Here is a 13,720-nt window from a genome sequence, read left to right on the forward strand (position 1 = left end):
AAATGTTATCTATCACTTATTAAATTTAACCTATTTGAACTTTTTGAATAATTGTTTGAGACTAATTAAACACGCCGAAAATTATTAGATTCACCTGCTCTGAAATATTCAGAAAATCCTATTAATCAAAGAAAAAGGCTGGAAATGAAAGCGTTGTACAAAATAAATCAGTCAATGTCGACTCCGTGGGGGGAATTATGTTTGGAATAGATGCTTTTCACCTTGCGAGGATACAATTTGCCTTTACCGTATCTTTTCACATTCTTTTTCCCGCAATAACAATTGGCCTGGCAAGTTTTCTCGCCGTCCTTGAAGGGCTATGGCTCAAAACCAAAAATGAAACGTATCGCGACCTTTATCATTTTTGGTCAAAGATCTTTGCCGTCAATTTTGGGATGGGGGTGGTCTCAGGCCTGGTCATGGCTTACCAGTTCGGGACTAACTGGAGCGGCTTTTCACAATTTGCCGGAAGTATCACCGGTCCGTTGCTGACGTATGAAGTTCTGACGGCATTCTTCCTTGAGGCGGGCTTTCTGGGCGTGATGCTGTTCGGCTGGAAGCGCGTCGGGCCGGGGCTACATTTCTTCGCGACCTGTATGGTTGCGCTGGGAACCTTGTTTTCAACGTTCTGGATCCTCTCTTCCAATAGCTGGATGCAAACGCCGCAGGGTTACGCGATTGAGAACGGCGTTGTCGTGCCGGTGGACTGGATGGCCATCGTCTTTAACCCGTCGTTCCCGTACCGTTTATTGCATATGTCCACGGCGGCGTTTCTGGCGAGCGCGTTCTTCGTCGGCGCGTCGGCGGCCTGGCATTTGCTGAAAGGAAACGACACGCCCGCGATCAGAAAGATGTTTTCGATGGCGTTGTGGATGGCGCTGTTTGTCGCACCGGTTCAGGCGGTGATTGGCGATGCGCACGGTCTCAATACGCTGGAACATCAGCCGGCGAAAATTGCGGCGATTGAAGGGCACTGGGAAAACCCGCCAGGCGAAGCCACGCCGTTGGTTCTGTTTGGCGTACCGGATATGGACGCGGAAAAAACGAAGTACAGCCTTGAAATCCCTTATCTGGGAAGCCTGATTCTGACGCACAGCCTCGACAAACAAGTGCCCGCGCTGAAGTCGTTCCCGAAAGAGGATCGCCCGAACTCAACCATCATTTTCTGGTCGTTCAGGATAATGGCGGGGCTGGGGATGCTGATGATCCTGACCGGGGTGGCGAGCGCGTGGCTGCGCTGGCGTGGCCGGTTGTATCAGTGTCGTCCTTTCCTGTGGTTCGTATTCTGCATGGGGCCATCAGGATTAATCGCTATTCTGGCGGGCTGGTTTACCACCGAGATTGGCCGCCAGCCGTGGGTGGTCTACGGTTTGCAGCGCACGCGTGATGCTGTTTCCGCACACGGCGACATGCACATGTCCGTCAGCCTGCTGGCGTTCATCCTCGTCTATTCGTCCGTCTTTGGGGTGGGCTACCTCTACCTGGTGCGGCTGATCAAAAAGGGGCCAGTGCGCGAACATGCGCATGATATCGCTCAGGGGGGTACGCCAGCGCGTCCGTTATCGGCGGTGAGCGAACCCATGAACACACGCAGGGGAGAATAAAATGGGCATCGACCTGTCAATAATCTGGTTCGTCATCATTGTCTTCGCAACGTTGATGTACATCGTGATGGACGGCTTTGATCTGGGGATCGGCATTCTTTTTCCGTTCAATAAGAACGAGAAAGAGCGCGACATGATGATGAATACCGTGGCCCCCGTCTGGGATGGCAATGAAACCTGGATGGTGCTGGGCGGCGCGGCGTTATATGGCGCGTTTCCGTTGGCTTATGCGGTGATTGTCGATGCGCTCAGCGTGCCGTTAACCGCCATGCTGCTGGGGCTGATTTTCCGGGGCGTGGCGTTTGAATTTCGCTTTAAAGCGACGCCGGAACACCGCCCGCTTTGGGATAAAGCCTTTATCGGCGGTTCTGTGCTGGCAACCTTCAGCCAGGGCGTCGCCGTGGGAACGCTGGTTAACGGCTTGCAGGTAACCGGACGGGCGTTCAGCGGCTCGACGATGGACTGGCTGGCGCCTTTCCCGCTGTTCTGCGGCGTGGGGCTGGTGGTGGCCTATGCGTTACTGGGCTGCACCTGGCTTATCATGAAAACGGAAGGCCCGCTGCACCGAAGCATGTCGGAGAAGGCGATTATCCTGACGCTGCTGCTGCTGGCGATCATCGTCATTATCAGCCTGTGGACGCCGTTGACGCATCCGGCGATTGCTCAACGCTGGTTCAGCCTGCCAGAGATCATCTGGTTTGCGCCTGTCCCGCTGTTAGTGCTGGTTTGCTGCTGGGGAATTGTGCGTTCCGCCTATAACCGCAAAGCGAGCTATGGGCCGTTTATGCTGACCCTTGGACTGATTTTCCTGGGATTCAGCGGGCTGGGCATCAGCATCTGGCCCAATATCATTCCGCCGTCGACCTCTATCTGGCAGGCCGCGTCACCGCCGCAAAGCCAGGGCTTTATGCTGGTGGGGGGGCTACTGATTATCCCGGTAATTCTGATGTACACCTGCTGGAGTTACTACGTCTTTCGCGGAAAAATTAATCCTGATGAGGGGTATCATTAATGGCTTCACTATCAGACACAGAGCACGCTAAACCTGCGGATACCGCCCCACGCGTCTGGTGGAAAAGGGTGGGCTGGATGGTCATCATCTGGGCGGCAAGCGTTATGGCGCTGGCCGTCGTCGCATCCGGGTTTAAGCTGCTGATGCTGGCGGCGGGGATGAAAACCCACTAACACGTCTTACTTCCTGTCTCAGGCCACATCAGCGTGATGTGGCCTGCCTGTTCGTTGTCTCCCGAGGTTATCTATGCAACCGCTTATGGACTCATGGCAGCGTAAATTCACCTATTTACGTCTGTCCGTTACCGATGTGTGCAATTTTCGTTGTACCTACTGTCTGCCGGACGGGTACAAACCCGGCGGCGTGAGCAACAAGTCATTCTTGTCGGTGGATGAAGTTCGCCGCGTCACTCGCGCGTTCTCCGCGCTGGGTACGGAAAAAGTCCGTCTTACCGGCGGGGAACCCTCCTTGCGCCGCGACTTTATCGATATTATCGCGGCGGTGCGTGAAAATGCGGCGATTCGCCAGATTGCGATAACGACCAATGGCTATCGCCTGGCGCGTGACGTCGCACGCTGGCGTGAGGCCGGATTAACCGCCATCAACGTCAGCGTGGACAGTCTGGACGCTCGCCAGTTTTATGCCATCACCGGGCAGGATAAATTTCAGGACGTGATGAACGGTATTGATGCGGCGTTTGCCGCCGGTTTTGAAAAGGTCAAGGTGAATACGGTTCTGATGCGCGATGTGAATCATCATCAACTGGACACGTTTCTGGCCTGGATTAAGCCTCGTCGCATTCAGTTGCGCTTTATCGAACTGATGGAAACGGGTGAGGGCAGCGAGCTGTTTCAACGCCATCATATTTCGGGCGTGGTGCTGCGTGATGAACTGCTGCGACGCGGCTGGGTGCGCCAGATTCGCCAGCGCAGCGATGGCCCGGCACAGGTCTTTTGCCACCCGGACTTTGCAGGCGAAATTGGCCTGATCATGCCCTATGAAAAAACGTTCTGCGCCAGTTGCAACCGGCTGCGCGTCTCTTCCATCGGCAAACTGCATTTATGTCTTTTTGGTGATGGCGGGGTCGACTTACGAGACGTGCTGCAAGACGATACGCAGCAGGATGCCCTTAAGATGCGTATTGCCGATGCGCTGACGCATAAAAAACAGACGCATTTTTTACATCAGGGGAACACCGGCATTACGCAAAACCTGTCGTACATTGGTGGGTAGCGGGCAATGGACTCAGGTCAGATTGAAGTAGCGATCGGGCTGATGCGGCTCCGGCAGGGGCTGTTGCCCGGTCATCTCTTTCAGATTGCGCTCAATGGTGTTGCAAATCGCGTTGAGCGGTAAATCGTTAGCCGATGTGCCAAAGGGATCTTCAAGTTCTTCCGCCAGGGAATCCCAGGATAAAAAGGTATAGGAAATAAAAACGGACACGAATGGCGTCATGTAATGCAGGTCGCCAACCAGCGCAAAAGGAAGAAGGGTACAAAAAAGATAAACGGTTCGCTGGAGTATTAATGTATAAGCAAACGGCACCGGGGTATTTGCAATTCGTTCACAGCCGCCAATAACGTGGGCGATTTCATCTATTTTATTATCGATGAGGCCAAATGTAATATCGCTCAGCTTGCCTTGTTCACGCAATGCTGCCATTTCATCGCCGATCAATAATAATATCCGGTTGGTTTTCATCGGGCTGAACATGACCTGGGTAAGAATATGTCGGGGCAGAATTCGGTACATATCATATCCGGCGTCGGTTTTACGTAATTCATGTTTCAGGCTCCAGCAAAGGGCAATCAGATAACCTGAAATTCTTTTATGTAGCTCAACGTCATTCGGCAACAAATTTTTTAACTGACGGATGATGGAACGCTCGGCAATCAGTAAGGTTCCCCACAGTCCCCGTGCCTCAACGAAACGGCTGTAGCTGGCGCTGTTGCGAAAGCCAAGAAAGATAGCGATTGCGATCCCCAGCAGGCTAAAAGGGGCAACGGTTAAGTGGATGCCCAGTTGCTCATACCATTGATAAATGATAATTGCGATAGCTGACATGACAAGGTTTAAAAATAACCGAAATGTTATTTTTGACAATACCGAGCCATGCCAATCAAATAATCGAAAAAACCAATGTTGCTCTGGTCTGATAATCATGACTGACGATTTCTCTGAAGATGTAATGAGAAGGATTCAACGAAGGGTGAATGCGATAGAAACTATTTTAATCGTTATCTTGCCGTCTGACAATCAATGGCGAATAAAAATAAGGCGGAATAAAAGTAATGGTATTGGCTTTATCATTCGCTGGTGAATTTAATCATTACGTTATGCCTCCTGGCTCAGATTTGAACTGTCACCGTTATGGCACAACCAATGTACATGCAACGTGAAGTATGACGGGTATATTGACCTTGAAGTTAACTTTAAGGTTATGCTGTGACGTAAGCCGGGCAATTTATTTATTAAAGGGGTTAATGCAATGAATGAGCAACATTCCCATCCAGAATTTCCGCGCTGGATGATCTATGGCGCGAACGGTTACACCGGAGAAATGATTGCCCGTGAGGCCGTACGGCGAGGATTCAGGCCAGTTCTGGCGGGGCGCAGGCAAGAAACGGTAGACTCTTTGGCTCGCAATCTCGGGCTTGAGGCTCACGCCTTCGCCCTTGATAACCCGGCTGAACTGCTCAGACAGCTTGAAGGGTGTGCTCTGGTATTAAATTGTGCGGGGCCGTTCTCCGCCACTGCGGCGCCTTTGATGGAGGCCTGCCTGCAAACCCGAACTCATTATCTTGATATTACAGGGGAGATAGACGTGTTCGAGGCGGCACAACTGCTGAATACCCGTGCCCGGGATGCCGGTGTTGTATTGTGCCCCGGCGTCGGGTTTGACGTTATTCCTACGGACTGCGTGGCGGCCGCCCTGAAGGAGGCCCTGCCGGATGCGATCCGCCTTAACCTGGGATTCGATTCACGCTCTGTTTTTTCTCCGGGTACGGCGAAAACGGCGATCGAGGGGCTGGCGCAGGGCGGAAAAATTCGGCGAGGAGGGAAGATCATTACCGTGCCGCTTGCTTATGAAGTTCGCCGTATTGACTTCGGCGATGGCGAGAAGGACGCGATGACAATCCCCTGGGGGGACGTGTCCACGGCGTATTACACGACAGGTATTCCAGACATTCAGGTCTTTGTGCCGGGTTCGACGCGCATGATTTCCCAGGCCCGGAGAGCAAACTACATCAGACCATTGCTGCGACTGGCATGGGTGCAGAAGCTCCTCAAGGCTTATATATCCCGAACGGTGAAAGGTCCCGGAGAAATGAAACGTGAACAGACGCCCTCTTTTGTGTGGGGAGAGGCCATCAACGCCCGTGGCGACAAAAAAACTGCCCGTATCCGTACACCGAATGGTTATACCCTGACCATTATGGGGTCGTTAGCGGTGGTTGAGCACCTGATGATGAACCGGATTGCAGGAGGGGCCTACACGCCGGCAACGTTAATGGGCGCAAATCTGATAACCCGGTTACCAGGGGCTGGCCCGCTGAGGATTGTATAATTGTGCAGGGCGGGACAGGGGATGCTCCCGCCCTTTGCGCTTATTCAAGGGTAAGGATAACTTTACCGATATGAGTTCCGGCATCCAGTAATGTATGTGCCTGACGGACATCCTCAAATTTAACTGTCTGGTGAATGACGGGTTTACACTTTCCGGCTTCGATTAAAGGCCATACTTTTTGTATGAGCTGTTGGGCGATTTCTTCCTTTTCAGCAGCGTCCCGGCTCCTCATCGTTGAACCGGTTACCACCGCTCTTTTAAGGATCAGTTCCTGGATATCGAATTCCTTAACCATCCTGCCCCCCATAAATCCAATCAGTACGAGCCGACCATCCTTTTTAAGAAGGCGAAGGTTCTTGTTAAAATAAGCGGCGCCGACAATATCAAGAATAACATCAACGCCTTTTCCGTCGGTTCTGCTGCGGATTTCTTCTTCAAAATCATGGGTTTTGTAGTTAATGATTTCCCCATATTGTTGCAGGAACGGAATTTTATCGTCACTTCCGACGGTGCTGAACGCTTTAATATTCATGGCATTACACAACGCCAGCGCGGTCGTCCCTATGCCGCTTGCGCCACCGTGGATCAAAACAACATCCTCTTTTCTCACTTTTCCCAACGAAAAAAGATTGGCCCATACCGTAAAGAATGTTTCCGGAAGCGCTGCTGCTTCTGTAAAACTTAAATTTTGTGGGACAGGCAATACCTGACCTGCCGGAACGGCGCAAAATTCTGCATATCCCCCGCCATTGGTGAGCGCACAGACGCGATCGCCAACTGAAAAGTGAGCAACGTTTTTCCCGATTGAGTGTACGATACCCGCGACTTCCAGCCCGGGAACCGGCGTAACACCCTCTGGCATGGGATATTTTCCCTCTCTCTGCATAATATCCGGGCGATTCACGCCAGCCGCTTTAACTGAGATCAGGACATCGTTCTCGCCACATTCCGGCATTTTTCCCTGGCTTACCTTCAGAACTTCAGGGCCGCCAGCTTCTGTTATCTCAATGAGTTTCATCTGATTCTACCTGTTTAATGTCAGGGGTTGATTAGCGATACCACCTGCGTGGTTGTTTATTTGTCTTTCTTTACGGTGAGCGACGCTTTCCATTCACGGTAAAGGGTTTCCAGTCCCTGACGGTACGTTGTTATCTGAAAGTCCGGGAATCGCCGCTTAAATTTTGATGAATCAAACAGGTTATCATGTTGATAGCGGGGCAGGAGTTCCCGGAGTTCCCGTGGGCCTTTGGAAAAGATACCGGCGGCGAACAAGGCGAATTTGCTCAGGACAGACCATGACGTTTCTTTCCCGAACACGTTACAGGCCAGAGAAACGAACTGCGCATAGGTGAGCCGTTCATCGCAACAGGGCAGGTGCCACGTCTGACCGAAGGCATCAGGGGTGTTGCCAAGACGCGCTAAAGCCCGACTGGCATCGGGGGTCCATATGAGCGTACGTAACGTGTCGTCACGCAATGGCACGCGTGGTTTTTTCCCTGCTTTAAGTCTGTCTAAAATTAAGGCATTGGTAAAACTCTGGGTTTTTCCCGGCCCATAAAACTCGGGCGCGCGCCCGATAAGCACAGGGATGTCGCCCCGGCGCATCTCCTCCAGCACCCTGTTTGCCATCAGGGCCCGAACCCGTCCTTTGCGCCCTGACGGCAGGAACGGCGTTTCCTCGGTCTGCAATCTGCTGTCCTGTGGGTACATATAAGTATTGTCAAAATAAACAAAACTTGCCCCCACTGTCCGACACGCGTTCAGCGCGTTTTGCAGCATTATCGGAAACTGCTGTTCCCAGAGGTCGGCATCCGGCGGCAGACCCGCCGCAAAATAGACAATGCGGCTTCCTTTAACTGCTTCCAGTGTCTGACGGGCATCCAGTAAATCAGCGGGCATAAGGCTATCGCTGTCATTTACCTTCTGTGGATTACGGCTTACAAGCCTCAGTTCAGCACTGTAAGAATGCGTTAACTCGCGAGCAAGTTCCCGGGCAATCTGTCCGCTTGCCCCCAGAATCGTTTGCATCTCACTTCCTCTTCGACAATTTCAGACGAGTGTCCCGGCCCATTGGCCTTTTTCAAAGTATAAGTTTAAAGTTCACTTGAAGGTCAATGGGGTGTTGCGACGTTGTTTAAATGTCGTCTGGTATTGGGATACACCGCCAGCAACGGAATGGCGCCGAAGCCGAACATCAAGCGATGAAAAATACGAGATTGCGCGTTGTCGAGGCATGGTAGAGTGTGGGGGCTCAAAGAACGATTCGAGGTTTGCGCTATGCAACAAATTGATTTTTACATGGTTGATGCCTTTAGCACGGCTACTTTTGGCGGCAATGCCGCAGCCGTGTGTCCGCTCATCGAGTGGTTGCCCGATGAGACATTATTGAAAATGTCTAAACAGCATAACCAGTCAGAAACGGCTTTTTTTGTCCCAAATGAAAACGGCTTCGAGTTGCGCTGGTTTACCACTCAGGGGGAAATAAATCTGTGTGGGCATGCCACACTTGCTGCTGCGCACGTCATCTTTGAACATCTTGATTACCCGGGCGCGACTATCCATTTTGATACCCGGTTTGTTGGCCCATTGACAGTAGCACGCAGCGGCGAGTGGTTGACGCTTGATTTTCCTGCCTGGGAAACCGAGCCTGTCGTGCCGCCGTCCTTATTGCTGGAAACGTTGGGCATCACAGAATGCAAAGAAGTGCGCGTGGCGCGTGATTACATGGTCGTGCTGGATAATCAACGGCAGGTAGAAGCGCTACGCCCGAACATTAATGCCATGCTCCCTCTGGGGAAAATGGTTTGCATAACCGCGCCCGGCGAAGAGAAATACGATTTTGTCAGCCGTTTCTTTTGCCCGGGAGAAGCCGTGGCGGAAGACCCCGTTACAGGTTCAGCACATAGCATGCTAATTCCGTACTGGGCTGAAAAACTGAAAAAAACACAAATGCTGGCGCACCAGGGCGCCGAACGTGGCGGGGATTTACGCTGCCAGCGAGTGGGGGATCGAGTCCACATCGGCGGACAGGCAACAACTTATCTGCTGGGTAAGGTACTGTTGCGCTAGAACGTCCAGAATGCGGTTCGGAATGGGCTTTCCGGTAAAAAGGTCTGCTGTACGATTATGGCAGACCTGACGGCGCTTTAGACTGACTGCGTTGTACCAGGAGGGGACATTGCTAATGTCCGCACGGTACTAATGATGTGGGGACAGGGCATCCTGATAGTTTTAAAAAAGCCAATCTGTTATATTTAATCGAAATCGTTTTCGATAAATCAATCAATTCTGGTGGCATGGGATGAAGCAAAGGATCAATATCGTAAAACTGGCACAGCACCTCGGGTTGTCCGTCTCTACGGTATCCAAGGCGCTGAATGGCCGGGAGGATGTGAGTAAAGCCACGAAGCAACGCGTGCTTGCCGCCGCGTCTGAACTGGGCTTCTCGCCCGATCCGGCGGGACGGCGTTTGCGCAGCGGAACGTCGGAAACCATCGGGTTTGTGCTTTCGTATCCTCAGGCCCACTTTGCACAACCTTTTTTTCTCGATCTAATGGCCGGAATCGACCAGGAACTGGAAAAAACGCCTTATCAGTTGGTTATTGTCACCGGAAGAAGCATTGAATCGGAGATAGACAGCTTCAGACGCCTGGTTGAACAACAGCGTGTTGATGCGGTGATGTTTGGCAGAACGCGTAAAGAGGATGCCAGAATCCAGTTTTTGCAGGATCGCAGCGTGCCATTTGCCACTCTCGGACGAAGTGAAACGGGCAATCCTTTCCCGTTCGTTGATATTGACCGCACTGTTGCCGGGCGAAACGGCACCGCGCGCTTTATCGGCCTGGGGCACCGCCGCATCGGGCTTCTCAATACTCCAGACTACCTCATGCTCAGCCACCACTTGCGGGCAGGCTACATGGCGGCGCTGGATGCCGCAAATCTGTCTTTTGATCCTGCTCTGATCGTTGACGGGGAGCTGTCCGAAACAGGCGGATTAGCGGGTGCCAGAAAGCTGCTGGCGATGAAAAATCCGCCAACGGCGATCATGTGCGGCCACGATTTGATTGCCAGCGGCGCGATGCAGGCCATTGTGGAAACCGGAAAGCGCCCCGGTACCGATGTGGCAATTATTGGCTGCGACAACCACCCGCTCGGACCTTACCTGAATCCGCCGTTAACCACCTTTTCCGCGCCAACCCAGGAAGCGGGCCAGCGAATGGTCCAGTTGCTTCTGGCGCACATGAACGGTAAACCGGTCGAAACACTACAGGAGGTGTGGTCGCCCGAGCTGATCCTGCGCTCCTCGCACGGTAGTGAATTTTTCCAGAAAGCATAACCTGCCAATTTCCCTGCCTTGACGGCCACACGCGGTCAGGGTATTGTCTATTTAATTATCGAAAACGTTTTCGATAAAATTAACAAAGGAGAAAGAACATGACGTTGGTGGAAGGAGGATGCCTGTGTGGTGCCGTCCGCTACAGAATGAAAACACCGCCCCGCTCGGTGGTGGTTTGTCATTGTACCCATTGTCAGAAAGCGAGCGGAAGTGCATTCTCGGTTAACCTTCTGGTGGAAAAAAGTGATTATGAACAGCAGGGAGTAACGGCATGCTTTACCGATACAGGCGACAGCGGACTGCCGTCACACCGCCACTTTTGCCGGGAATGCGGCTCGCCAGTGGTAACCGAAGCGACAAATATGCCCGGCATGTTACTGGTTAAGGCCGGCACGCTCGATAACCCTGGAGAGTTTTCCCCGCAGGCCGAAATTTATACCCGGTATGCTGTTAAATGGCACGCGCCGATCGCGGGTTGTGTACGGTTCGTTCAGGCCCCTGTTGCCTGAACACGATAACTTTATTTTTAATTCTTTACGAAAACGTTTTCGTTAAATATAAAACGGACAGGGGAAAATGATGTGGTTTGCCCAGGCTTGCCGTTCCCCTATATTTTCTCTTATGCATTTATGATCAGGAGCCTTTATGAGCTTTCAAAGTATTAACCCGGCAACAGGTGAATTACTCAAAACTTTCCCGTTGCAGACCGATGCTGAGGTCTTTTCCGCTCTGGAAAAAGCCGACACGCTTTATCGCGACGACTGGCGTTTACGGTCTGTGGCTGAGCGTGCTGCGATTGTCGGCAAGGCGGCAAAAATCCTGCGTGAGAAACGCGATGAGTATGTGACCTACCCGACGCTTGAAATGGGGAAAGTGATGCGCTTTGGCTATATGGAAATTGATTTAGTCGCGGATATTCTCGACTACTATGCCACCAACGGTGAGCGTCTGCTCGCGGCACAGGCTATTCCAGGCGAGCCAGGCGCGACGTTACTCTCCGAACCTATCGGGGTTATCCTGGCGATCGAACCCTGGAACTTCCCTTATTACCAGCTGGTGCGCGTGGCGGCGCCGCAGCTCATCGCCGGTAATGTCGTTATGCTCAAACACGCGGAAAACGTCCCGCAGTGTGCACTGGCGTTCGCACGGTTGTTTGAGGAAGCGGGCGCGCCGGAAGGGGCGTACACCAACCTGTTTTGCAGTATCGATCAGATTGCCAGCCTGATTGACGACTTCCGGGTGCGCGGGGTCGCGCTGACGGGCAGCGAGCGGGCGGGAACGTCCGTTGGCGAACGTGCCGGGAGAAATCTGAAGAAGGTCATTCTTGAGCTGGGCGGTAGCGATCCGGCGATTATTATGCCTGGCGCGCCGCTGGATCATGCTGTAGAGCAGGTTGTGATGGGGCGTACCTGGAACTCGGGGCAGGGTTGCGTCAATATTAAGCGCGTCATTGTGATTGGCCGTGAGCGTGGCGAACGCATGCTGGAGGCGCTCAAAGAGAAGTTTGCGGCAATCAACGTTGGCGATCCTGAGGATGCGTCGACGCTGCTCGGCCCGCTGGTAAGCGAACGTGCGTTGCAGGGGTTGCTGAAACAGATTGAAGAGGCGAAAGCGGCAGGGGCAAACATTGTTTTTGGTGGCAACAGAGTCGACCGTCCGGGTTTCTATCTTGAACCGACCATTATTACGGATATTACTGAGGCTAACCCACTCTATACTCAGGAAGCCTTTGGACCGGTACTCTCTTTTTATGTTGTCGACAGCGAAGAAGAGGCGATTCGTCTGGCAAACGCGACGCCTTACGGCCTGGGCGGTTACGTCTTTGATGCTGATACGAAAAACGCGCAGCGCATTGCGTCGCATATTGACTCCGGGATGGTTTACATCAACTCCTGTTTTGCTGACTCTCCGGGCCTGCCGTTTGGCGGTGTGAAAAACTCCGGTTTCGGGCGCGAGTTATCGGAAATCGGGATGGGGGAATTCCTGAACCGAAAATTAATCCGGGTAACGGAAATCGAATAATAATAAAGCCACCTGAGATACAGGTGGCTTTATTTGTCTATGGAAATAATTTGGGAATCAGCGTGCCCAAATCAGCAAAGTGCAGATAAGCTGATTCGCAACCTCCTTTTACGAAGGCTCAACCTCAAATCACGACAACAATTTTCCCGATTTGCTGACCTTTTTCCATATAGCGGTGTGCATTGGCGATTTCGGAAAGCGGGAAGGTGCGGTCGATGCGCGGTTTCAGCTGCCCGCTCTCCAGCTTCTCGAAAATGTAGCGTTCCGCGTTTTTGAGCGCGACCGGGTCGCCGGTAATTGAGAACATGGTATAGCCCATCATTTTGAATGGTTTACCCTGCGCTCCCTGACCCCAGGATTCATAAATCGGGAACGGTGTCGGTTCCGGCGCAAGGTTACCGTAAATCATGATCAGGCCATCTTTGGCCGTCGCGCGCGCCAGTTCGGCCAGACCGGAACCAGCTACGCTATCAAAAATGATCCGCGCGCCAGCGCCTTGGGTGATTTCCATAATTCGGGTTGCAACGTCTTCTTCGCTAGTCACGATAACGTGATCCGCCCCGGCAGCAAGCAGTTCATCCCGTTTGTCGGCGCCGCGCGTGGTCGCGATGACAATCCCACCCTCTGCTTTAACAATCTGAATTGCCGCGATCCCAATGGAGCTGGTTGCTGCTGTCAGCACGACGTAATCGCCCTTGGTGACATGGCCGTTATGCACCAGCGCCCCGTAGGTTGTGATGTACTGCATCCAGATACTTGTTCCTTCCTCGAATGATAAGCGCTCAGGATACGCGGCGAGCGCCTCGGCGGGCACGATAGCGACTTCGCCATACACGCCGTATTGATTAAGTGGGAAAGCGGGAACTGTGGAGCGGATTTTCCCGATAAGCCCGGTATCCACGCCCGAGCCAACCGCCTCGACAATCCCGGAGGCTTCATAACCAATGTTTGATGGTAGAGTAGGTTCCAGGAAATATTGCCCTTCGCGGAACATCACCTCGGCGCGGTTCAGCCCAATGGCTTTTACCCGCAGGCGAACTTCACCCGGACCTGGTTCTGGTAGAGTGAGCTCATCGATACGTAAAACATCTGCGCTTCCTTTTTCGTGGAACCGGATAATTTTCACTAAATTTGTCATGCGGATTCTCCATGCCTCATGAGAAGGCTTATTCTGGTTA

Annotated in this window: 13 protein-coding genes; 9 read left to right on the forward strand and 4 right to left on the reverse strand. The window is 52.6% G+C overall.

Features of this window, described 5'->3' with window-relative positions; translation table 11 throughout:
- Positions 1-197 precede the first annotated feature (197 nt).
- From OGX81_RS19570 to moaA, 4 genes are all read left to right on the forward strand, one after another.
- Positions 198-1,604 carry a cytochrome ubiquinol oxidase subunit I gene (locus OGX81_RS19570; protein ID WP_047463330.1) on the forward strand — a complete coding sequence of 469 codons (1,407 nt, stop codon included), beginning with the start codon at positions 198-200 and terminating at the stop codon, positions 1,602-1,604.
- Between the two features lies 1 nt (position 1,605).
- Positions 1,606-2,616, forward strand: a complete 1,011-nt coding sequence (cydB, locus tag OGX81_RS19575) for a cytochrome d ubiquinol oxidase subunit II (RefSeq protein WP_104868577.1) — start codon at positions 1,606-1,608, stop codon at positions 2,614-2,616.
- Entirely contained in the window at positions 2,616-2,789 is a 174-nt protein-coding gene (locus OGX81_RS19580) for a DUF2474 domain-containing protein (protein ID WP_012132122.1), read from the forward strand. The genes cydB and OGX81_RS19580 overlap by 1 nt, the downstream gene beginning before the upstream one ends.
- Before the next feature lie 73 nt (positions 2,790-2,862).
- Positions 2,863-3,849 carry a GTP 3',8-cyclase MoaA gene (gene moaA / locus OGX81_RS19585; protein WP_104868578.1) on the forward strand — a complete coding sequence of 329 codons (987 nt, stop codon included), beginning with the start codon at positions 2,863-2,865 and terminating at the stop codon, positions 3,847-3,849.
- 12 nt (positions 3,850-3,861) lie between these two features.
- Here moaA and OGX81_RS19590 read toward each other — a convergent pair whose 3' ends face one another.
- The gene (locus OGX81_RS19590; protein ID WP_024130281.1) at positions 3,862-4,779 is read right to left on the reverse strand and encodes a bestrophin family protein; all 918 of its coding nucleotides are present in this window, start codon (positions 4,777-4,779) and stop codon (positions 3,862-3,864) included.
- Positions 4,780-5,104: 325 nt separating this feature from the next.
- Between OGX81_RS19590 and OGX81_RS19595 the strand changes: the two genes are divergently transcribed.
- On the forward strand, positions 5,105-6,184 hold the full coding sequence (locus OGX81_RS19595; protein ID WP_104868579.1) for a saccharopine dehydrogenase family protein: 1,080 nt from the start codon (positions 5,105-5,107) through the stop codon (positions 6,182-6,184).
- Between the two features lie 40 nt (positions 6,185-6,224).
- On the opposite strand, the gene OGX81_RS19600 is transcribed toward OGX81_RS19595, so the two are convergent.
- Both OGX81_RS19600 and OGX81_RS19605 read right to left on the reverse strand, forming a co-directional pair.
- Complete coding sequence (locus OGX81_RS19600) at positions 6,225-7,202, reverse strand: NAD(P)H-quinone oxidoreductase (protein ID WP_104868580.1); 978 nt, start codon at positions 7,200-7,202, stop codon at positions 6,225-6,227.
- Between the two features lie 56 nt (positions 7,203-7,258).
- Complete coding sequence (locus tag OGX81_RS19605; RefSeq protein ID WP_104868581.1) at positions 7,259-8,212, reverse strand: NAD-dependent epimerase/dehydratase family protein; 954 nt, start codon at positions 8,210-8,212, stop codon at positions 7,259-7,261.
- A 249-nt stretch (positions 8,213-8,461) separates the two neighbouring features.
- Here OGX81_RS19605 and OGX81_RS19610 point away from each other — a divergent pair, with 249 nt between their 5' ends.
- From OGX81_RS19610 to OGX81_RS19625, 4 genes are all read left to right on the forward strand, one after another.
- On the forward strand, positions 8,462-9,253 hold the full coding sequence (locus OGX81_RS19610) for a PhzF family phenazine biosynthesis protein (protein WP_104868582.1): 792 nt from the start codon (positions 8,462-8,464) through the stop codon (positions 9,251-9,253).
- A 232-nt stretch (positions 9,254-9,485) separates the two neighbouring features.
- Positions 9,486-10,520, forward strand: a complete 1,035-nt coding sequence (locus OGX81_RS19615; RefSeq protein ID WP_197982111.1) for a LacI family DNA-binding transcriptional regulator — start codon at positions 9,486-9,488, stop codon at positions 10,518-10,520.
- Between the two features lie 98 nt (positions 10,521-10,618).
- Positions 10,619-11,029 (forward strand): GFA family protein, encoded by a 411-nt coding sequence (locus OGX81_RS19620; RefSeq protein ID WP_104868583.1) that lies wholly within the window; start codon positions 10,619-10,621, stop codon positions 11,027-11,029.
- Positions 11,030-11,165: 136 nt separating this feature from the next.
- Positions 11,166-12,542 (forward strand): NAD-dependent succinate-semialdehyde dehydrogenase, encoded by a 1,377-nt coding sequence (locus OGX81_RS19625; protein ID WP_104868584.1) that lies wholly within the window; start codon positions 11,166-11,168, stop codon positions 12,540-12,542.
- 124 nt (positions 12,543-12,666) lie between these two features.
- On the opposite strand, the gene OGX81_RS19630 is transcribed toward OGX81_RS19625, so the two are convergent.
- Positions 12,667-13,680 carry a zinc-dependent alcohol dehydrogenase family protein gene (locus OGX81_RS19630; protein ID WP_071258497.1) on the reverse strand — a complete coding sequence of 338 codons (1,014 nt, stop codon included), beginning with the start codon at positions 13,678-13,680 and terminating at the stop codon, positions 12,667-12,669.
- Between the last annotated feature and the right edge of the window lie 40 nt (positions 13,681-13,720).

Origin of the sequence: Citrobacter sp. CK206 (assembly GCF_030333125.1) — a bacterium.
Classification (GTDB): Bacteria; Pseudomonadota; Gammaproteobacteria; order Enterobacterales; family Enterobacteriaceae; genus Citrobacter_B; species Citrobacter_B koseri.

What these genes read in the sequence shown, in the direction of transcription:
- OGX81_RS19570 (WP_047463330.1), top strand. Translation starts at nt 198, where the DNA reads ATGTTTGGAATAGATGCTTTTCACCTTGCGAGGATACAATTTGCCTTT.
- cydB (WP_104868577.1), top strand. Translation starts at nt 1,606, where the DNA reads ATGGGCATCGACCTGTCAATAATCTGGTTCGTCATCATTGTCTTCGCA.
- OGX81_RS19580 (WP_012132122.1), top strand. Translation starts at nt 2,616, where the DNA reads ATGGCTTCACTATCAGACACAGAGCACGCTAAACCTGCGGATACCGCC.
- moaA (WP_104868578.1), top strand. Translation starts at nt 2,863, where the DNA reads ATGCAACCGCTTATGGACTCATGGCAGCGTAAATTCACCTATTTACGT.
- OGX81_RS19590 (WP_024130281.1), bottom strand. Translation starts at nt 4,779, where the DNA reads ATGATTATCAGACCAGAGCAACATTGGTTTTTTCGATTATTTGATTGG.
- OGX81_RS19595 (WP_104868579.1), top strand. Translation starts at nt 5,105, where the DNA reads ATGAATGAGCAACATTCCCATCCAGAATTTCCGCGCTGGATGATCTAT.
- OGX81_RS19600 (WP_104868580.1), bottom strand. Translation starts at nt 7,202, where the DNA reads ATGAAACTCATTGAGATAACAGAAGCTGGCGGCCCTGAAGTTCTGAAG.
- OGX81_RS19605 (WP_104868581.1), bottom strand. Translation starts at nt 8,212, where the DNA reads ATGCAAACGATTCTGGGGGCAAGCGGACAGATTGCCCGGGAACTTGCT.
- OGX81_RS19610 (WP_104868582.1), top strand. Translation starts at nt 8,462, where the DNA reads ATGCAACAAATTGATTTTTACATGGTTGATGCCTTTAGCACGGCTACT.
- OGX81_RS19615 (WP_197982111.1), top strand. Translation starts at nt 9,486, where the DNA reads ATGAAGCAAAGGATCAATATCGTAAAACTGGCACAGCACCTCGGGTTG.
- OGX81_RS19620 (WP_104868583.1), top strand. Translation starts at nt 10,619, where the DNA reads ATGACGTTGGTGGAAGGAGGATGCCTGTGTGGTGCCGTCCGCTACAGA.
- OGX81_RS19625 (WP_104868584.1), top strand. Translation starts at nt 11,166, where the DNA reads ATGAGCTTTCAAAGTATTAACCCGGCAACAGGTGAATTACTCAAAACT.
- OGX81_RS19630 (WP_071258497.1), bottom strand. Translation starts at nt 13,680, where the DNA reads ATGACAAATTTAGTGAAAATTATCCGGTTCCACGAAAAAGGAAGCGCA.